Raw genomic sequence first — 20,491 nt, 5'->3', positions numbered from 1 at the left:
ATGTGCGAGGATCTGTCAGGCGAACTTAGTCCAGCTCGACTTTGACTGCCGTATAGGACAACAATCTTAGGCCAGCTACCCAAGCCTTCAAGTTTTTCCCGATCATCTCTTCAGTAAACACGCGCTCCACTTCGCTTCCGTCCACGAGCAGCTTCGCATCCTCAAAAAGGGAGATAGTTAGTGGGTATTCCCTCGCCATGCCCCGGAACTCCCCCGACACTTCGATCATTTTGCGGGCCGTGTCCACTTTTGTCACGACGCCCTTAATATCCGGATCGCGCGTGCAGCACTCGGCGACATCGATCTCCAATGGAAACGCCTCGCCTGCGATGCGGTAGATTGCAGCCCTGACGGCGGCAAGCTCCCCATCGCCAAGCTTCCTTTCCACGTCTCCATAGCTTCGGATCTGCAGCAGCACCCGACGGTTTTCCGCGCTCCCGCCCATCAGCATCACGCCCTGTCCGTCCAAGAGCTCGGCACGGCGTTCGGCGACGGCATCCATCAATTGCGCGAGCCGCTCGTCGGGCCATTCCTCCGTCTCCTCTTCGACTCTCTCGTAGTTTACCCGCACGGTTAACGGAGATCCACCCATCGCGATGCGTGCGCCGAGCGGCAGGCTCATCGATCTGAGCGGGACATAAAGCGTGCCCGCGCTCATTGAAGAAGGCTGGCTTAACAGATATTCCTCGCCGTTAAAGACGAATTTGGAGGCGCCCGCCGTAATCGCCGCTGTATCGCCGTCTATCGTCGCGGTCGCGACATTCGTCCCGTCGTCCCATTTCACCTGTCCGCCAAGCGCGGCGAAAAAGGCGCGAAAGGGTACGAGCGTACGCCCTTGCCGAATCTTCGCGGGAATCTCGACGCTTGCTGCATCGCCGACGTTCACGATCACCTTGACAGGAGTCTGCGCAGCCTTGGCGGCTACGGGTATTGCGCTTACCGCAAACGAGGGAGCGCCAGTAGCCGAAACCGCCCCCGGCACTCCCGGCAACGCCAGCAGCAGTGCCGCCATCATCATCAAGTACGCCCGCTTTCTCATCACCCTCATCCTCCCTCCAACACAGGTTATCTCCACAGCATAGATGGAATTTTTAAACAAAACAAGATGTCGTTTTCCGTTTATGTTCTCAAGAAAGACAGGACAGACCCTTGCGTGCCTCTTGCGAAAATACGATATTATTCAACATAAAGCAGATAAAAAGACTCAGAATTTGCATGCGTTTGCTGCGTCCGACGGTTCACAAAACCCCGGGCAGACGGTAAAATAAAGCTATATTTGGAAGGAGCGGAGAACTCGGATGACGATTCGAACAATACTGCCGTTCGGCGATGAGCTGCTGCGAAAAAAGGCGAAGCCTGCCGATGGCATCACGCCGCGCATCGAAAAGCTGCTGGACGACATGGCGGAGACGCTATATGCGACGGACGGACGGGCCGGACTCGCGGCGCCGCAGATCGGAATTTTGCGACGGGTGATCGTCATGGATTGCGGCGACGGGCTGATCGAGCTGGTGAACCCGGAGATATTGGAAATGAAAGGCGAACAGGTCGGAGCCGAAGCGTGCCTGTCCTTTCCCGGCTATGCCGGCATCGTGAAGCGCGCGAACGAGATCACGATCACGACGCTGAACCGTCAGGGAGAGACCGAGACGATCCGCGCCGAGGGCTTCCTGGCCCGCTGCATCCAGCACGAGATCGATCACCTCGACGGCATCCTCTTCATCGACCACGTCCACGGCGCCACCTTGTACCATGAGGAAAACGGAGACAAAATCTCGATCCATCAAGTGAGGAAAATCGCAGGTCCGGCGCTCGCCGTTCGCTAGTTTTTACCGAATTCTATCCCATGTCGTCCAAAGGGGAATACCCGTCTGATTGCCAACAAACTCAGTTCCATGCTCGGCCGGTTCGCCGGCCAAGGAGCGGGGAACAGCGGCGAGTACACGAAGGTCGCGCTGCTGTTCCTCTATTTTTTCTGCACGGTAGCCGCCTCCATCCTGGGCAGAACGGCCGCCGACGCGCTTTTCTTAAGCCGCTTCGACAACGCCGCGTTGTCGGGCATGTATTTGCCGCAAGCGGCGACGATGATTCTCACCAGCCTCGTCTTCCAGCGCTATGCTCACCGCATCCGGATCGAACGCCTGCTCTTTGGACTGTTGCCTGCCGTCGCCGCCCTCATCCTCGTCTCCCGCATCGGCGTCGGCCTCGAGCTGAATTGGGTTTTTCGCACGATTTATATCGGATACGACGTATTTAATTTTCTGATGATCGTCTGCTTCTGGCAGTTCGCCACGTCCGTGCTCGATCAGCGCAAGGCGAAAAAAATGATCGGTCTCGTCGCCAGCGGCGGCACGCTCGGCACGGTGGCGAGCGGCTTCGGCATCCGTGGCATCGTTCCGGTCATCGGCACCTCCAACCTGCTGTACGTGTTCGCAGCACTTGTCGTTGCCAGCCTCGCTTTTGCGATCGCGATCACCGCGCTCCGCGCCCGCGGCGTCGACAAGGCGGCGAGCGCGAGCGCCCCTTCCGCCGTTCCTTCCAAGCCGGCCGGCGCTCCCGCCGGAAGAACGGACGGTTTGTTTAAAAACGTTCCCCATCTGAAATACATGGTCCTGCTTGCAGCTTCGGTCACGCTGTCGCTGACGCTGATCGACTATCAATTCAAGGTATTGCTGAGAGAGACGCTGCAAAACGAAGCGCTGGCGGGGTTCATGGGCAGCTTCCAGGGCATATCCGGGATCGTCGGCCTGCTCGTTCAGGTCACTGTCTCCGGCTGGGTGCTCACGCGGTTCGGCGTCACGACGGCGCTGCTCGTCTTCCCCGTCACACTCGCGGCCGCCAGCCTCGGCCTTATTTTCCTGCCGGTGCTCGCGATGTCGGTCGTCGCCAAAGGCAGCGACAAGGTGCTCGGCGATACGCTCTACTCCTCCGCCAACCAGCTGATTATGTTCCCGGTGCCGCCGGCTTGGCGTTCCAAAGCCAAAAACTTCATGGAAGGCATCGTACGCAACGGCTCCAAAGGCCTCGCGGCGCTGCTGCTGCTCGTGCTCAGCCATTGGCTCGCGCCGTCGCAATTCAGCTACATCGTCGCGATCTTGCTCGGAATCGGGATCGTCTCCGGCCTTAAAATCAAAAAAGCTTACCTGCAGACGCTGATGTCGACCTTGAAGACCGGGCAAGACGATCCGCAGCGGGCCGAGCTGGATTTTATGGACCCCGCGAGCCGCGCGCTGCTTGCGGAAGCGCTCCGGCAGCCCGACAAGCAGCAGGCGCTGTACGCGCTCCGTCTGTTGAAGGACATCGATGCGTTCGATCTCCGGCCGTATCTCCCCGGGCTGCTGGCTCATCCGCACCCGGAGGTGGTCGGGGAGACGCTGGCATATATCGAACAGCTGAGGCCTGCCGGCCTGGAAGCGCGGCTGCTCGAGCTGCTCGGCGCGGAGAGCGAGCCTGTCCGGGCCAAGGCCATTCTCGCGCTGGCGGCCTATATGGACGAAGCGCATCTGGATGAGATCACCCGCCGGCTCGAGGACGGCTCGGCCGATGTCCAGGCGGCTGCGATCGCCGCGCTGGTCAAGTATTTCGGAATCGAAGGGATGTACCGGTCGGTAGGCGTGCTCAAGCGGCTGACCGAGAGCGAGGTCGAAGCCGAGCGGATGGCCGTCGCCTCTTTGTTCGGGCAGATCGGAGTGCCTAGCTTCTACAAGCCGTTGCTCGGTCTGCTGCGGGATCCGTCGAGCCAGGTCGCCGTTCGCGCGCTTGATTCCGCGGCAAAGCTGCGCGTGACAGCCTGTATCCCGCCGATCGCGGATCGTCTGGCGGACGGCGGCGCGCGGCGCCACGCTATTTTGGCGCTCGCAGCCTACGACGAGTCGGTCATCGTTCCCGCGCTCCGCGCTTACCTCGGCCGCGAGGATATCGCCGTCCATCTTCCGGCCGTATTCGAGCGTATCGGCACCCAGCTGGCGAGGGACACGCTGCTCGACATCTACGAATCGGCGGGCTATGCGCTGCGCGACCGTATACTCGAATCGCTGCTTCGCATGCAAAAGGACCTGCCCGCCGTGCCGGCTGCCCAGGCGGAGCGATACGCGCGCCTCGAGCTCGCGCTCGACGAGCAGTACGGCGAACATGGCGCCGCCGTCGTCGCCCAAGCTGCCGGCTCCGAGTTGTCGGGCAGCATAGCCGAGATCCGCTCGGGCATCGTCCGCCGGATCTTCCAGCTGCTCTCCCTTCTCTATGACGAACGCGCGATGCAAGCCGTCTACGCGAATTGGACCGAGGGCGACGGCCAGCGGCAGGCCAATGCGATCGAGGTCGTCGACCAGACGGTCCAAGGTCAGCTGCGCGGGCCGCTGATCAAGCTCATGTCGGCGTCCCGGGAATTGAGCGCCTCGAAGACAGCGAATGCCGCCCCGCACTGGGCGTGGCTCGCTGCGCAAGGCGACGCTTGGCTCTCTCAGCTCGCGGCGTACGAACGAGCCAAGCAGGAGGGCATGCCCGCAGATCCCGGAGCGGCGCTGCAGGCCGAGCAGGTTCGGCTGCTCAAGAAAATCAGCCTGTTCCAGGGCGTGCCGCGCGCCGAGTTGGCGGCGTTGGCGGATACGCTTCAGCCGGTGACTGCGGCAGCCGGCGACGTAATTATCCGGGAGGGCGAGCCGGGCGACTGTCTGTACATGATCGAGAGCGGCAAGGTTGGCGTGTTCAAAGGCGACGCGCGCGTGCATGAGCTCGGGAGCGAGGAATATTTCGGCGAGATGGCCGTGCTGACCCACGGCGCGAGGACTGCCACGATCGCGGCCGAGGCGGATGTGAGGCTGTGGAAGCTCGACTCCGACGTCTTCTACGAGCGTATGATCGACCGGCCGAGCATGGCGGTCGAGATGATGAAGCTGCTGTCCAGGCGGATCAGGGACGCGCTTGGCGCAGCGGGTGCGGGCGCGGCTGCGGCTGCCACTGTCGCTGCTACTGAGCCAGGTTCCAATCACGCCTCTGCCTCGTCCGCATCAAGCGCGGACGAGGCAGAGCGCGAAGCGGCTGCCGCCGGTACGGGGCGTACCGGCAATTCGAACGCGGACGGCGCTGGTAAGGGACGCTCAAGCGATCCGAACGCGGACGGCGCCGAGCCGCTGGCTGCCAACGAGACGCTGCCCGGAAATGAGGCGCTATCCGGCAACGCGACGATCGTCAGACGCGTGCTGGTGCTTCAGCAAGTGCCGCTGTTTCAGCATTTGAGCACGGAAGGCTTCCTCGATCTCGCGCAATTGGTGCAGGAGGAGGAATACGGACCGGGCAAGACGATCTGCAAAACGGGCGAGTACGGAGATACGCTGTATGCCGTCGTCGAAGGCGCCATTGGCGTTCGCCGGGACGGCCGCGAGATCGCGAACCTGGGGAAGGGCGAGTATTTCGGAGAAATGGCGATCATCGACAGCGGCCCCCGCTCCGCGGATTGCGTCGCGATCACCCGCGCTTCCCTGCTCGCGCTGCGGAAGGAACAGCTCCAGGCCTTCTGCTTCCGTGATGCGCAGGTACTGCGCGGCATGATGCGGGTGCTCTCGGAGCGGCTGCAAGGCATCGCATAAAAAGAGCAGCCGGGCGATCGATCGCCCGGCTTTTTGCTATTCGCTCTGCTATTTGCTGTTAGAGAAATCGATCGGGGCGCCTGCAATCCAAGGCGCGCTAAAACACAAAAGGGATGAAGCAGAACGATTCCTGCCTCATCCCGAGATATCCGGCAAAACCGGCTAACGTACACGCCATCCCGGCCTTCACGGCCCAGTTAGCCGGAAAAACCGGTTAATGCACACGTTTTCCCGCCAGCGCGGCCAAATTAGCCGGAAAATCCGGCTAACTCACACGCTTTCCCGCCCGCACAGCCGACTTAGCCGGAAAAACCGGCTAACTCACACGCTTTCCCGCCCGCACGGCCGAGTTAGCCGGAAAAACCGGCTAACGAACATGCCATCCCAACCCGCACGGCCGAGTTAGCCGAAAACCTGCGATCACTCCGGCAGCTTGATCTCGACCTCGCGGCGCTGATCGGAAGAACGCAGTACGCCGTCGATGATCGCCTGCTGGATCAGGATCTGCTCGGCCGGGATCGGAGCCGGACGGCCGTCGCGCACGGCTTCGGCGAAGTCGCGGACCTTTTCGTAGAACAGGTCTAGCGAATGTCCGATCAGCGGTACCGCCGTCGAAGTGTGTCCGCCGAAGTCGTCGTGATACAGCGTCATGCTGCCGATCGCGCCGTCCCAGACGCCGGACCACGGGCCGGAGCCTGCAGGCGTGACCTTTAGGCCGGCATCGGTGCCGAGGAACATCGTGGCGCCCAGCGTATCCATATGCATCGCCCAGGAGATCTTGAACTGAAGCACCAGGTCGTTGTCGAAGCGGACCATCGCTACGCCGAAGTCTTCGACCTCGAACTTCGAAGCTTCCTTATGGTAGAGCGGGTTCGTGCCGAAATGGTTCGACGTGAACGCGGATACCGATACCGGACGCGGATAACCGAGCGTGTTCAGCGCCATGTCGAGCGAGTAGCAGCCGATGTCCGCCATCGCGCCGGCGCCCGCGAGCGCCTTGCTGATGAACGTGCCGCCCGGCATGCCGCGCCGGCGTCCGCCGCCCGTTTCCGCATAGTACACGTTGCCGAGGCGTCCGGATTGGATAATATCCTGCAGCAGCTTCATGTTCGGATCGTAGCGCGGCTGGAATCCGATGGACAACATGCCGTCGTGGGACTTCACCGTTTGCACCATGTCCAGCGCTTCTTCAAGCGTGACCGACATCGGTTTTTCCAGCAGCACCTTTTTGCCTGCGCGCACCGCGTCGACGCTCGTGCGGTGATGGGAAGCGTTCGGGGTACAGATGCTGACCGCATCGAGATCGTGCGCGAGCAGCTCGGTATGGCTGTCGTATGCGCCTGCGCCGACGAGTCCTTCACGCTCGGCGAACTCGCGCGCCCTGCCCGGCAGCACGTCTGCGACCGCCACGATGTCTACGAACGGCAGCTTGCGGTAAGCCATGACGTGGTAACGCGCGATGCCGCCCGTTCCGATAATGCCGACTTTAATTCTCTTTTCGCTCATGATGTTCCGTCTCCTCTTCCGGCGCGCCGGGCTGCCTTATGCCGTGCAAACGGCGATAAGCCGATGGCGTCATGCCGAATTTATGTTTGAATACCGGGTATAAATAGTTCGGATTGCCGTAGCCGTGACCGGCCGCGATCGACTCGACGGGACTTGACGAGCTGAGCAGCTCCTCCGCGATCCGCTGCAGCCGGACATGCTCGACCCAGTCGCGGAAGGCGGTCCCGCCCTCGCTTCGGAAAATCCGCTGCAGCTGGCGCGGACTGACCTGCACCCGCTCGGCGACTTCGTCGAGCGAGATCGGCCGGGCCGCGTTGTCCTCGATATACTGCACCGCGAGACGAAAACGATGGTCGTTCATGTCCCGCGCGGGAATGCTGCCCGCGGCTTCGGGCGCGGCGTGCGCGCGGGCGGCGCGCAGCAGAATCTGCACGATGTGCTGCTTGAGCGTCGTGTAGAAGCCGACCGGCTGGTCTTCCCAGGCCCGGTAAGCGTCCAGAAACGCGTTCATCCCGTGATAACGGTCCAGCGCCGGCACGGCGGGCATCGTCTGCAGCAGCGCCAGGCACTCGTCCGCGTCGTTGCGCTCCAGCGGGTCGCCCCAGCCGTCCTCCGACGCGGCATCGTCCAGCCGGTTGATCTCGCAATGCAAGCACAGCTCATACATCTTTTCTTCGGGATCGGAGCGCTGTTCGTGCACGACGTCCGGCCCTGTCAGATAGAAGAGGCCCTCGTGCAGCGGGTAGGCCGTATCTCCGACGATCAGCGTGCCTTTGCCTTTGGGAATAAAATGAAACTCATATTCGGAATGCTTATGCGGCGGGATCACCTGACCCGGCGCGAACTTCGTCAGATGGCAGCGCAGCACCCGAATGCCGAGGCCGCCCCACCGGAACCGAAGGTCCAGCCGATCCAGCGCGTCCCAGCGTCGTTCCATGCGCGCGAAGGCGAACAGCGGCTCGCCGGTACGGCGCTCGGTCTGCGGCGCTTCGGTCCGGTTCGGGGCTTGGCCGCTCATCGGCGATTAGCCCTGCAGATCGGACAAGCGCACGGATTTGCCTTCGACCGCCGATTGGTTCGCAGCTTCCATTATGCGCGTCAGATCGAGCGCGAACGCAATATTTTCAGTCGCCTCGGTGTCCGATTCGATATGGCCGACCCATTGCTCGAACGCGAACGGCAGCCGATCGCCTACGGGAACCTCCGTCCATACCTTTTCCGAATCTTGATTGCTGCGCACCAGAATCTTTTCCTCCGGGAATCCGTACAGCAGCGTGCCTTCGGTACCGTGGAGCTCGATGGAGAACGGCGAGTGGGCGTTCACGAAGCCGGCTTCCGCGATGCCGACCGCGCCGTCCGGATAAGCGAACACGGCAACCGCGTTGTCCTCGACCTCGCGGCCGCTGACGAAGCCGAAGGTAGCGCTTACGGACTCGGGCAGGCCGAGGAATTTGCGTACCAGGTATACCGGGTGGCAGCCCAGATCGATGAGCGCGCCCCCGCCGCATTGTTCCTTCGAGTAGAAATGCGCAGGCAGCCAGTTCGCGGTAGATCCGTTGTGCGACAGCCTGACGCGCGCCAGCGTCAGCTTGCCCAGCTTGCCGGATTGGATCACTTCCAGAATCGATTGCGTATAGCCGTCATAAAGACGGGGCAGGGATACTGCCAATTTAACGCCGGCATCGCGTACTGCGGAAGCGATCTCGCTCGCTTCGGATACGGTTGCGGCAACGACTTTTTCGGTGAAAATATGCTTGCCAGCACGCGCCGCCTTTACCATGACGTCTCTGTGCATATTCGTCGGCGCGTCGACGACGACGGCGTCGATATCGTCACGCGCGAGAAGTTCGTCCAGATTCGCGATAAAAGGAACGCCATACTTGGCGGCCTTCTCTGCGCCTCGATCAGGCAACTCGTCCCAGATCGCTGCGATCTCCGTATTCGGATGGCCCAGCACCTGCTTCGTGTAATCCTCTGCATGTACGTGCCAATAGCTTAGCATCCCGATTCGAATCATTTTGACTGCTCTCTCCCTTCAAATATACGACACTACCACAAGATATCATGGACCAATACCTTATTTAAATGCAATTTGGTGTCATCATGACTATAATTATACGACATAACACCTCTTCATTTTAACTGAAGTCCCGATTGTGTTAAACTTCGCGGTAGACGCCTTTTATATGGAAAAGAGAGAAGGAAACCAGATGAGCGAGCAGTTGTCGCACGATAAAACGCGAATCCGCGATGCCATAGACGCCTATTCCCCCAAGCTTCGCGAGCTGGCCGCTTTTATCGCGGCGCACCCCGAGCTCGGCCACGAGGAGAAGCTGGCCTCCGCCCGCCTGACCGAAGCGCTGGAGGAACTTGGCTTCGCCGTACAGCGCGGGACGCTCGGTCTCGAGACGGCGTTCATCGCGGAGTACCGGTCCGCCAAGCCGGGACCGACGATCGCCTTGCTGGCCGAGTACGATGCGCTGCCGGAGATCGGTCACGCCTGCGGCCATCATCTGATATGCACGATGGCGCTCGGCGCGGCTGCGGGGCTGGTCCCGCTGCTGGCGGAGACAGGCGGCATTCTCCGCGTCTACGGCACGCCGGCCGAGGAGACCAAGGGTGCCAAGGTTGACATGGCCGCGGCCGGGCTGTTCGACGACGTGGACGCCGCGCTTATGGCGCACCCGTACTTTGGCTTCGAGCGCTCGGGCTCTTCGCTTGCCATGGACGCGCTGCAATATGAATTTTTCGGCAAGGCGGCGCATGCCGCGGCTAATCCGGAGGACGGGATCAACGCGCTGGATGCGGTCATCCAGCTATTTAACGGCGTCGGCGCGCTGCGTCAGCAGACGCGGAGCGACGCCCGCATTCACGGTATCGTGTCGCACGGCGGCGTAGCGCCCAACGTCATCCCCGATTACGCCGCCGCCAAGTTCTACGTCCGCGCGAAGAGTCGCGCCTACACGGACGAGCTCGTTCGCAAGGTGAACGCCTGCGCCGAGGCCGCCGCGCTCGCGACGGGCAGCAGGCTCGCCGTCAGCAACTACGAATATTCGTACGACGAGCTGCGCACGAACGAGGCGCTGTCGGACGCGTTCACCGCCAACCTGATCGAAGGCGGGGTCCCTGCGGCGTCCATCCAGTTCGGGCAGGACCACGGATCGCTCGACTTGGGCAACGTATCGCTACGGTGCCCGGCCGTTCACGGCTACGTTCAGGTCGTCGACGCCCCCTACGCGCTGCATTCGGTTGAATTCAGGGACGCCGCTCAGCTTCCGCGTGCGTACGACGGCATGGTATTCGCAGCCAAGACGCTCGCCCTTACCGCTTACGACGTGCTGACCGACGGCGCGCTGCTCTCCCGCGTACGCGCGGAGTTCGCGGCGGCCCCGCAGAAACAGTAACGCTGCACAAAGAATGTTGATACGTTAGAAAAATTCGCGTCCCAAGCGTTACCGAGGCAGGCTCGGCCGCGGTTGGGACGCGTTTTTGTTTGGCTAATTTTCACGTTGTTTGTAAATTTATTATTATAATTAAGGATATAATTACTAATTTTTAGCTATATTTTAATAATTATTTTACAAACCCTCTTCTCATTCGACCGCACATTCCCGATAATTACAAAGCAGGGTTTTAGGCTGCTCATTTACATCAGGGAAATAAGGAGCGATCGACGATGTTTGTCTCAGTAAAGGTCCGTTTAATTTTGCTTTTCGCAGTACCTTTGCTGCTGTTTGCCAGCACGGCCGTGTATTTGCTCCAATTAATCGGCTCGAACACGAATCGATTGTCCGAAACGTTATACGAGACCGCCTACCGTTCGACGGTATCCGTACTCGGCTCCGACCGGGATATGCAGCAGGCGCTGTCCGATTATTTGCAGCTCCGCTACGCCAATCTGCCGCCCGAAGACGAAAAGGCGACGCTCGCCGATTACCGAAACAAAGTAAAAACGATAAACACGGCAATCGCCGGAGCGCTCGATATCATCAAACGAGGCGGCTTGGAAAACCTGGCGCATCCGCAGACCGGCCAGACGATTAGCGAGATTATGGTGAATTTCCAGAACGGATTCCGCGTCTGGTCGCAGCAAGCGTCGGTTACGCTGCAGCAGGCTCAGATCAAGCCCGAGCAAGAGACCGCGCTGCTCGCCAAATTCCGGCAAGGCCGGGACAGCGTCGGCGCCTTCGGGGACATCATGACCCGATATGCGGAAGACGAGACCGGCGTTATTCGCAAGGATACGCAGTCGACGTCCACCTCCGTCTACACAGCGCTCATCGTGCTGTGGATCTTGTTCATCGGATCGGGCGCTTACCTGATCCTCACGCTTAACCGGACGATCCGCAACGTGCTGCGCAAAACCCGTTCGGTCGCGGAAGGCAATCTGGCATTCGCGCCTCTCGAAAAGTACGGACGCGACGAGCTTGGCCAGATCGACCAATCGGTCGACGCCATGATCGCGCAGATCCGCGGACTCGCGGAGAGCATTTCCTCGTACACGCGCGTCGTCGAAGCTTCCTCGCATACGCTGGCAACCGGTGCTGCCGAATCTGCCAAGGCCACGCATGAGACGGTCGCCCACATCGGCGAGGTGCGGACGCAGACGCAGGTTCAATCCGCCATCGCGGAGGAGACCAGCAGAGCGATCGAGGAAATGGCGCACGGCGTCGGACGCATCGCGGACAGCATGGGGACGATCTCCGGACATACGTCCGAGGCCGAAGACATCGCCGAACAAAGCAGCGTCAAGGTGCGGACGCTCAGGCTTCAATTAGAAGAGGTCCTCGCCTCCGTCAGAGAATTGTCCGAGATCGTCGAGCAGCTCCGGGACAAGTCGGGGCGCATCGGCACGATCGCGGACGACATCACCGGCTTCGCCGGACGGACGAACATCCTCTCGCTCAATGCGTCGATCGAAGCCGCCAGAGCCGGCGAGCACGGGCGCGGCTTCGCCGTCGTCGCGGAGGAGATCCGCAAGCTCGCCGCAAGCTCCATGGAATCCGCGCACGGCATCAACGCGCTGATCGCTGATACGCAGCACGGCATTGCCAGCGCGGCCGAGCACATGGACGCCACGCTCGCACGCTCGGAGACAGGCGGCGCGATGATGGACGAGGTCGAGCGGAACTTCACGGAGATCGTTCGCTCCGTCAAGCAGGTGGCAACGCAGGTGGCCGAAGCCTCCGCTATCACCGAGCAGATGTCCGCAGGCTCCGAGGAGGTCGCGGCCAGCATGGAGCAGGCTTCCCGCTCGGCGCAGGACAACGCGAGCAAGACGAATCTCGTCGCGGCCGCCGCCGACCGGCAGCTCTCGCTCAGCCAAGAGATCGCCAGCGCCGCGGCTTCGCTGCAGCAAGTCGTGGGCAGCCTCACGGAGGCGGTCGGCAAGTTCAAGTGGTAGTCGCTGTTCAGCAACAAAAGAAACGTTACTGTGTGCGACAGTTGCTCCAAGCTAGAAATACAACGTTACAACGGCGCGGTTCAAGTTGGGACAGTCTGCAAGCGACAAAAGCAACGTTACTCTGTACAGCAGCTGCTCCAAGAGGGGATTGCAACGTTACAACGGCGCGTTTCGGGTTTGGATCGTCTACAAGCAACAAAAGCAACGTTACTGTATGGGCAACTGCTCCAAGCGGGAAAATGAACGTTCCAACGAACCAGTAACAGCGCGAAAAAGCGGGACCGATCGGAGTTATCTCCGTTTCGGTCCCGCTTTGCATCCATGTATATCTATTCCCTCGCAACCTCGTCCGCATAAGCTCTCGCGAGCTTGGCCAGCGCCTTGAAGTCGCCGTCCGCGACGAGCTTCTTGTCCACCAGATTGCCGCCCAGGCCGACGGCTACCGCGCCGGCGTCCAGCACGGACCGGATGTTCTGCAGGTTCACGCCGCCTGTCGCCACCATCGGGATGTGGTTCAGCGGCGCGCGGATTTCCTTGAGATAACCGACGCCGAGGCTGCCGAGCGGGAATACCTTGACGGCGGACGCGCCGGCCTTGTAAGCCGCCACGATCTCGGTCGGCGTCATCGTGCCCGGCCACACCTCGATGCCCTGCTCGACGCCGAAGCGGACGACCTCAAGGTCGAGGTTCGGCGAAATGATGTACTCGGCGCCCGCCGCGGCGGCTTCCTTGGCTTGGCCCAGGTCGAGCACCGTGCCGGCGCCGATCCGCATGCGGCCCTCGTAGCGCTCGCGGAACCGCGAGATCATGCCGAGCGCGCCGTCGGTGTTCAGCGTCACTTCGAGGAAAACGACGCCGCCCTCTGCCAGCGCCTCCGCGGTCGCGTCTCCCTTATCCTCCGGAATGCCCCGGATAATGGCGACGATCTTGCTCGCCGCCAGCGACTTCATCAGCTCGCTCTGCTCTCTGCCCGTCGTCATCGCGCCAGCCAACCTCCGTCCACGCACAGCACATGGCCGTTCAGATAGTCGGACGCGGAAGAAGCGAGGAAGACGACCGGTCCCTTCATGTCCTCCGGCTGGCCCCAACGTCCTGCCGGAATGCGGTCGGTAATCGACTGGTAGCGGGCCTGGTCCGCGACGATCGGCGCCGTGTTGTTGGTCGTCATGTAGCCGGGCGCGATCGCGTTGACCTGGATGCCTTTGCTCGCCCATTCGTTGGCGAGCGCCTTGGTGACGCCTGCGACGGCATGCTTGCTCGCCGTGTAGCCGGGTACGTTGATGCCGCCCTGGAACGTCAGCATCGAGGCGATATTGATGATCTTGCCGCTGCCGCGCGCGATCATATGCCGGCCGGCCAGCTGGCTGAGGAAAAAGACCGCGTTCAGGTTCAGATCGATGACGTCGAACCAGTCCTGGGCCGCATGGTCCGCTGCCGGCGTGCGCCGGATCGTGCCCGCGTTGTTCACGAGAATATCGATGCTGCCGAAAAACGAGAGCGCCTTCTCGAATACGCCTTCCAGCCCGTCGAGCTCGCTCAGGTTCGCGGAGATCTGCTCGATCGTGCCGCCCGCCTCGCGGACGGCCGCTACGGTCGCATCGCAGTTGGAGGACGCGACCGCGACGATCTTGGCGCCCGCTTCCGCGAGCCCGAGCGCCATCGCCTGTCCCAGTCCGCCGGAAGCGCCGGTGACGAGCGCCGTCTTGCCGGTTAAGTCGAACAACATGGCTATATCATTCCTTCTCTTGGTTGATTAGTAATCTGACGCCGGCTTGCCTGTATTGGGAAGCCACTTCGGGCGAGAGCCCGGCATCGGTAACGATCGCCTCGACCTCGGTCAGCTGCGCGAAGGTGAACAGCGCGCCCTGCCCGAACTTGTGATGGTCCGCCGTCACGAAGGACTGCTGGGCCGTCTCGATGAGGGCGCGCTTCATCTCGCTGAACTCCCCCGTGTAGATGGTAAAGCCGGAGTCCGGCTGAACCCCCGTCGCCGCGAGAAACGCCTTGCGGATATTGAGCTTGCGCACGTAAGCGACCGCATCGGCCCCGACCAGCATATTGCGCACGCGATAGCCGCCGGGCACGACGAGACGAATGGCCTCTTTGCGGACGAGCTCGCTGATGATAATGATGTCGTTGGTCACGACGGTCATCGGCTGGTTCGGCAGCTGCCGGGCCATCTCCTGCATCGTCGTGCCGCCGTCGAGCGCGACGATATCGCCTGGCTCGATCAGGGACACCGCCAGCTTCGCGACCTCCGCCTTTTCGGCGGCATGGCGCGCGATAGGGTTTTTGAGCGACAGAATGCCAAGCTGGTCCGCTTGCGCGAGCATCGCACCGCCGTGCATGCGCTGCAGCAGTCCCTTTTCCTCGAGCTTGGCCAGGTCCTCGCGGATCGTTTTTCCCGTCACCTCAAGCCGTTCGCTGAGCTCGGCCACCGTCACCTCGTTCGCGGCCAGCAGCATCTCCATGATCATCTCGTGTCTGCGCAGAGGGTTCATTGCCGAATCTCCAATCCTAGCGATTTCCTTCTATTTTATATCCTTCATGGCGACCGGATCCATATCCTCGAAAATTTGATTCTCGCCCGCCATGCCCCAGATGAACGTGTAGCTTGCCGTGCCGACGCCGCTGTGAATCGACCAGCTCGGCGAGATGACGCTCTGCTCGTTGCGCACGGCCAGGTGGCGCGTCTCCTGCGGCTCGCCCATCATATGAAAGACGACGCCGTCTTCGGGCATGTCAAAGTAGAAGTAAACCTCGGAACGGCGGTTGTGCGTGTGGCTAGGCATCGTGTTCCACATGCTGCCGTCCTTCAGCAGCGTCATGCCCATGACCAGCTGACAGCTCTGGATGCCGCCGGTGTGGATGTAACGGTAGATCGTGCGTTCGTTCGAATTGGTCAAGCTGCCCAGGTGGTTCGGCGAAGCTTCGCTGATCGCCGCCTTCACCGTCGGGTACGTCTTGTGCGCCGGCGTCGAGTTCAGGTAGAACTTGGCCGGCTGCGCGCCGTCATCGCTTGCGAACAGCACTTCCTTGGCCCCAAGTCCGATATAAAGGCAATCCTTGTTCGCCATCGCGTAGGTCTCGCCGTCGACCGTCACGCTGCCCGCGCCGCCGACGTTAATGATGCCGATCTCTCTGCGCTCCAGGAACGTCGCCGCGCCGATCGCCTTCGCATCCGCTTCGAGCTTGACGGAGCCCTTCACCGGCAGCGCCCCGCCGACGATGAAGCGGTCGACATGCGTGTATGTCAGCGTCAGCTGGTCCGGCTTGAACAATTCTTCGATCAGGAACTCCTCGCGCAGGCGCGCCGTGTCGAATGCCTTAACTTCGCGGGGATGGGATGCATAACGGTTTTCCATCGTTTTAAAAACCTCCGATTGTTTGTTTGTGTTCATATAAGTTTGTATATGTTTATATTAAATCAGGATGCGTTCATTTACAACCTTTATTCCACATAAAAAGTCATAACAAAAACAGGGCTGCCCCTCAGATCATAGGAATGACCTGGGGACAACCCCGTCTATTCTTCGAACACGCTAACGCCGTTTAATGCGACGTCCAATTCTCAATGCCGCTCTCGAACACCTCATAGGCGTGCGGTACGGAAGCTTCCATAACCGCATTGTAGCCCCAGTAGTCCGGCGCGACATCTGTCCACTTCTGCACAGCCGGTACGGACCAAGGCTTGCGTCCGGTCAATTGGTTGAAGATGACATCCGCTTCAACGCGCTTGATCGGCGCATTCGGACGGAAGGTGCCGTCCGGATAGCCCGAGATCAAGCCTTGCTGCTGCAGAATGCCGATCGCCTTTTCAGCCCAATGTCCCTTGGCATCCGCAAAGGCGTTTTCCGATTCGTTACTCCACTTCTTCACATTCAGCAGAATTTGCGCCAGCTCCGCTCGCGTCACTTGCTGGTTGGGACGGAACGTTCCGTCCGGATAACCGACCATCCACTTCTGCTTCGTGACAAACGCGATCGCCTTCGCCGCCCAGTGCGTTCCCTTTACGTCAGAGAACGATGCGGACGTCGTTTGTCCTGCCGCATCGGCGAACAGGCGGCTTAGAATAGCAGCCGTCTCCGCTCTCGTCATGCCGCGCTCCGGAAGGAAGGACCCGTCCGGATAGCCCACCATGTACGGCTTGTGATTGCCGGAGTCGACGACCGTCGGCTGCATCGCGAAGCTGTAATGCACGATCGACTGACCGACGTGAATATTGCCGTTCTTGATATAGCTGTCGTCTCCTTGCTGTTCGTCCCGCGTGTCCTTGCGGCTGTCGAACGTGTCGTAGCCGTCTTTCTCGGCCAAGATGTAATAATCTCCTTCGGGGAAAACCATCCAGCCGTATTGACCGCCGTTGACCGTCGATTGCGGATCACGGTTTTTGTTCGGCGCAAAGTCCGGCAGCTCGGGCAGCACGACCATCGTTCCGGGCGTCCTTCCCTTCGAACGGTTCAGCTCCGTGTCCGCCCAATACAGCGTGACTGTGGCGCCGTCGATCGTTTGTTCGGTCACCGAATCCGTCACAATGCCGTACGGATCGATGAGTCCCGCTTCAAGCTTGGCGGTTCCGTCGTTGTTCACCGTCAGCTTACCCGCGCCTCCGACCAGCTTCTCGCCTGTCGGCGCCACGAGGTTCAGGTTGACTTTGTACACGCCCGCCGGAACATTCGTCAGGTTGAAGGATCCGTCGGCGCCGATCGTAATGTCCGGAATGCTCAAAGGCTTGCCGTCCTGCGTCTTCAGCGTCGCCGACAGCGACAGATTGGAACCTACGATGCGCGTAATCGCAGCTTTAGCCGATTGATTGATCTCGCTGGGGTTGGAGTCCAGAACGAGCGTCGTCGTGGTCGTCGCAGGTGCCGGATTATTCACGACCGGCTGTGCCGCATCGCGAATGATCTTGACTTCGTATTGCTCCGGACCGCACGCGCCCGCCATCGTAGCCGGCCCCGTGAATATCGGGGAAGCTACGCAGACCGTCGTCGTGTCCGCTGCGATGGCGACCTGATGGGTCGCAGTCCGGCTTGTGCCGCTCGACACCCACGATTCGGCAGTCGTGTTGCCGTCTACGCCGAAATCAAGTTTCATAACGTCCATTGCCGTCCCCAGATCTACAGTCTGGACTACGCTAACGCTTGTCGTGCTGTTCGGAACATGTACTTCGTATGTCGTCGTACCGTAGCTGAACGCAGCAGGCGACTTCGTCAGCACCGTACCGCCGGCGTCCTTCACGTCAAGGGCGGTGATGGTCGCCGTCTTGAACGTTTGCGTATTCCCATAGACTTTCGTTCCGGCTACTTCGGCATAAGCGCGGAAATAGTAAGTGGTGCCGCGTTCCAGATTCAATACCGATCCATAGATGGAGTTGCTCGACTGCTGAAGTTCGCGCTCTTCGGTCGTTGCGTAATTCGCGAAGTTCGCTTCCTTCGAATATTCGAATCCGACCGGCGTAAGCGCGGCTGCATCGTACACCGAGCCCGTAAAGAAGGCTTCCGTATCGGTATTGTACGCGTTCGCGTTCGTGGTCACCGTTGGCGGTACAACCTGCGCCGCATCGCGAATGATCTTGACTTCGAATTGCTGCGGATCGCATGCCCCCCCGCTCGCCGCTCCCAGCCCCGTAAATACCGGATAAGAAACACAGACCGTCGTCGAATCCTTTGTGATGTCGACTTGGCGCGTCGACGTCCGGTTCGTGCCGCTCGACACCCATGGTTCGGTAGCCGAGTTGCCGTCTACAACGAACTTCAGATTCTGAAGAGCCGTTGCCGTCCCTAAGTCGACAGTCTCCGCTACGCTCACGCTTGTCGTGCTGTTCGGAACATGCACTTCGTAAGTCGTCGTGCCGTAGCTGAAAGTAGCCGGAGACTTCGTCAGTGTCGTGCCGCCTTCGTTCTTCACGTCAAGAGCGGTGATGGTCGCCGTTTTGAACGATTGCGTCTCGCCATAGATGGTCGAGCCGTCAACCTTGGCATAAGCGCGATAGTAATACGTGGTGCCACGCTCCAAATTTTCTGCCGATCCATGGATATCGGCACTGAGCGGCAATGGTAATTCTACGGTCGTATCGAAATTCGCGAAGCTCTCATCCTTCGAATATTCGAATCCGACCAGCGTAAGCGCAGCTACATTGTTTGCCGTACCCGCGAAGAAGGCGCTTGTATCGGTATTGTACGCCTCCGCGTTCGTGGTCACCGTCGGCGGAACCACCTGCGCCGCGTCGCGAACGATCTTAACCTCGAATTGCTTCAGACCGCATGCATTCGGTATCGTTGCCGGCCCCGTGAAACTCGGGTAAGCGACGCAAACCGTCGTCGTGTCCGCAGTAATGCTGACCTGACGGGTTGACGTTTGCGTCGTGCCGCTCGGCTCCCAGGACTCGCTAGCCGTGATGCCGCCTACCTTGAAGTCTAGATCCTGAACGTCCATTGCCGTCCCTAAATCTACAGTCGCGGCTACGCTCACTGTCGTCGTGCTGTTCGGCACATGCACTTCGTACGCCGCCGTATCGTAGCTGAACGCAGCCGGAGACTTTGTCAGCGTCGTACCGCCCGCGTCCTTCACGTCAAGCGCGGTCATGGCCGCCGTCTTAAGCGATTTGGTCTCGCCATAGATGGTCGTGCCGCCGACTTCGGCATAAGCGCGATAGTAGTACGTGGTGCCACGCTCCAGATTCGATACCGACCCATAGATGGAATTGTTCGACTGCGACGTTTGATGCTCTTCGGTCGTTTCAAAAGTCGCGAAGCTCGCATCCTTCGAATATTCGAATCCGACTTGCGTTAGCGCTGGCGAATTATTCGCCGCACCCGAGAAAAAGGCGGACGTATCGGTATTGTACGCGTTCGCGTTCGTGGTCACGGTTGGCGCCGCATCGCGAACGATCTTGATTTCAAATTGCTTCAGACCGCATGCATTCGGTATCGTTGCCGGCCCCGTGAAACTCGGGTAAGCAACGCAGACCGTCGTCGTGTCTGCAGTAATGCTGACCTGGCGGGTTGACGTTTGCGTCGTGCCGCTCGGCTCCCAGGATTCGCTAGCCGCGATGCCGCCTACCTTGAAGTCAAGATCCTGAACGTCCATTGCCGTCCCTAAATCTACAGTCGCGGCTACGCTCACTGTCGTCGTGCTGTTCGGCACATGCACTTCGTACGCCGCCGTACCGTAGCTGAACGCAGCCGGAGACTTCGTCAGCGTCGTACCGCCGGCGTCCTTCACGTCAAGCGCGGTCATGGCCGCCGTCTTGAGCGATTTGGTCTCGCCATAGATGGTCGTGCCGTCAACCTTGGCATAAGCGCGATAGTGGTACGTAGTGCCGCGTTCCAGATTCGATACTGATCCATAGATGGAATTGTTCGACTGCGACGTTTGATGCTCTTCGGTCGTTTCGCTATTCGCGAAGTTCGCATCCTTCGAATATTCGAATCCGACTGGCGTTAGCGCTGGCGCATTATTCGCCGTACCCGAGAAGAAGGCGCTCGTATCGGTATTGTACGCGTTCGCGTTCGTGGTCGCGGTCACGGGTACGGATGCGAAGCGAACCTTAACGAGAATCTTTTCAAGTCCCGGTCCATTGCCCATTTGGAAGTAAATATCCTGCGCCGTACCGTCTTCAATATCTAAAGAAGCGTCTACGCTGCGTGGCGAGTACGAACCCCAGGTCCAGTTCATTGAACTCGGCTGATCGCCAACATGCTCCACCGTCTGATAACCGGGAGCATCTTCGCTTGTAAGGCTGCTATTCGTATCATTTTGATAATAGATCGTCACGGTAGAACCGCCGGGCACCAGCGTGTACACGCCATTGCCGTCATCTGTCAGATTACCATTGGAGACGGATAGTTCAGATCCGAGCGCGGGCGTTGTTACCGATTGTACCGGACCGGGTTGGCCCGCTAAGGCGTTGTTGAGCGGAAAACCGGTCAGGAGCATACATGCTGCGATGACCAAGCGCAATGCGGCGCTTAATGTTCGTCGATTCATAAAT

Annotated in this window: 13 protein-coding genes; 4 read left to right on the top strand and 9 right to left on the bottom strand. The window is 60.2% G+C overall.

Features of this window, described 5'->3' with window-relative positions:
• Nucleotides 1-25: 25 nt before the first annotated feature.
• The gene (locus tag ACFOTD_RS09720; RefSeq protein WP_378118114.1) at nt 26-1,039 is read right to left on the bottom strand and encodes a copper amine oxidase N-terminal domain-containing protein; all 1,014 of its coding nucleotides are present in this window, start codon (nt 1,037-1,039) and stop codon (nt 26-28) included.
• A 259-nt stretch (nt 1,040-1,298) separates the two neighbouring features.
• On the opposite strand from ACFOTD_RS09720, the gene def reads away from it, so the two are divergent.
• Entirely contained in the window at nt 1,299-1,826 is a 528-nt protein-coding gene (gene def / locus ACFOTD_RS09715) for a peptide deformylase (protein ID WP_378118112.1), read from the top strand.
• Between the two features lie 69 nt (nt 1,827-1,895).
• Complete coding sequence (locus ACFOTD_RS09710; RefSeq protein WP_378118110.1) at nt 1,896-5,585, top strand: Npt1/Npt2 family nucleotide transporter; 3,690 nt, start codon at nt 1,896-1,898, stop codon at nt 5,583-5,585.
• Between the two features lie 420 nt (nt 5,586-6,005).
• On the opposite strand, the gene ACFOTD_RS09705 is transcribed toward ACFOTD_RS09710, so the two are convergent.
• From ACFOTD_RS09705 to ACFOTD_RS09695, 3 genes are read right to left on the bottom strand one after another with little or no spacing between them, the layout of a single operon-like run.
• On the bottom strand, nt 6,006-7,091 hold the full coding sequence (locus ACFOTD_RS09705; protein ID WP_378118108.1) for a Gfo/Idh/MocA family protein: 1,086 nt from the start codon (nt 7,089-7,091) through the stop codon (nt 6,006-6,008).
• Entirely contained in the window at nt 7,072-8,109 is a 1,038-nt protein-coding gene (locus tag ACFOTD_RS09700) for a helix-turn-helix domain-containing protein (protein WP_378118106.1), read from the bottom strand. Before ACFOTD_RS09700 ends, ACFOTD_RS09705 begins: the two co-directional genes overlap by 20 nt.
• A gap of 6 nt (nt 8,110-8,115) precedes the next feature.
• A complete protein-coding gene (locus ACFOTD_RS09695; RefSeq protein WP_378118104.1) occupies nt 8,116-9,108 on the bottom strand; it encodes a Gfo/Idh/MocA family protein in 993 nt (330 codons plus the stop codon).
• A gap of 193 nt (nt 9,109-9,301) precedes the next feature.
• Between ACFOTD_RS09695 and ACFOTD_RS09690 the strand changes: the two genes are divergently transcribed.
• Entirely contained in the window at nt 9,302-10,495 is a 1,194-nt protein-coding gene (locus ACFOTD_RS09690; protein ID WP_378118102.1) for a M20 family metallopeptidase, read from the top strand.
• A gap of 272 nt (nt 10,496-10,767) precedes the next feature.
• A complete protein-coding gene (locus ACFOTD_RS09685) occupies nt 10,768-12,495 on the top strand; it encodes a methyl-accepting chemotaxis protein (RefSeq protein ID WP_378118100.1) in 1,728 nt (575 codons plus the stop codon).
• Nucleotides 12,496-12,824: 329 nt separating this feature from the next.
• Here the strand turns inward: ACFOTD_RS09685 and ACFOTD_RS09680 are convergent, their stop codons facing one another.
• The 5 genes from ACFOTD_RS09680 to ACFOTD_RS09660 all read right to left on the bottom strand — a co-directional run bounded on the left by ACFOTD_RS09680 (nt 12,825) and on the right by ACFOTD_RS09660 (nt 20,487).
• Nucleotides 12,825-13,475 carry a bifunctional 4-hydroxy-2-oxoglutarate aldolase/2-dehydro-3-deoxy-phosphogluconate aldolase gene (locus ACFOTD_RS09680; protein ID WP_378118098.1) on the bottom strand — a complete coding sequence of 217 codons (651 nt, stop codon included), beginning with the start codon at nt 13,473-13,475 and terminating at the stop codon, nt 12,825-12,827.
• Nucleotides 13,472-14,221: a 2-dehydro-3-deoxy-D-gluconate 5-dehydrogenase KduD gene (gene kduD, locus ACFOTD_RS09675; protein WP_378118096.1), complete on the bottom strand. Its 750-nt coding sequence runs from the start codon at nt 14,219-14,221 to the stop codon at nt 13,472-13,474. The genes ACFOTD_RS09680 and kduD overlap by 4 nt, the downstream gene beginning before the upstream one ends.
• 7 nt (nt 14,222-14,228) lie before the next feature.
• Nucleotides 14,229-14,996, bottom strand: coding sequence for a DeoR/GlpR family DNA-binding transcription regulator (locus ACFOTD_RS09670; RefSeq protein ID WP_378118094.1), 768 nt, complete (start codon nt 14,994-14,996; stop codon nt 14,229-14,231).
• A 30-nt stretch (nt 14,997-15,026) separates the two neighbouring features.
• The gene (gene kduI / locus ACFOTD_RS09665) at nt 15,027-15,860 is read right to left on the bottom strand and encodes a 5-dehydro-4-deoxy-D-glucuronate isomerase (RefSeq protein WP_378118092.1); all 834 of its coding nucleotides are present in this window, start codon (nt 15,858-15,860) and stop codon (nt 15,027-15,029) included.
• A 187-nt stretch (nt 15,861-16,047) separates the two neighbouring features.
• Entirely contained in the window at nt 16,048-20,487 is a 4,440-nt protein-coding gene (locus ACFOTD_RS09660) for an S-layer homology domain-containing protein (RefSeq protein WP_378118090.1), read from the bottom strand.
• Nucleotides 20,488-20,491 lie beyond the last annotated feature (4 nt).

The sequence above is a fragment of the Cohnella sp. GCM10012308 genome (genome assembly GCF_042649185.1).
Classification (GTDB): domain Bacteria; phylum Bacillota; class Bacilli; order Paenibacillales; family Paenibacillaceae; genus Cohnella.
This window is presented reverse-complemented; position numbering and strand designations above follow the sequence as displayed.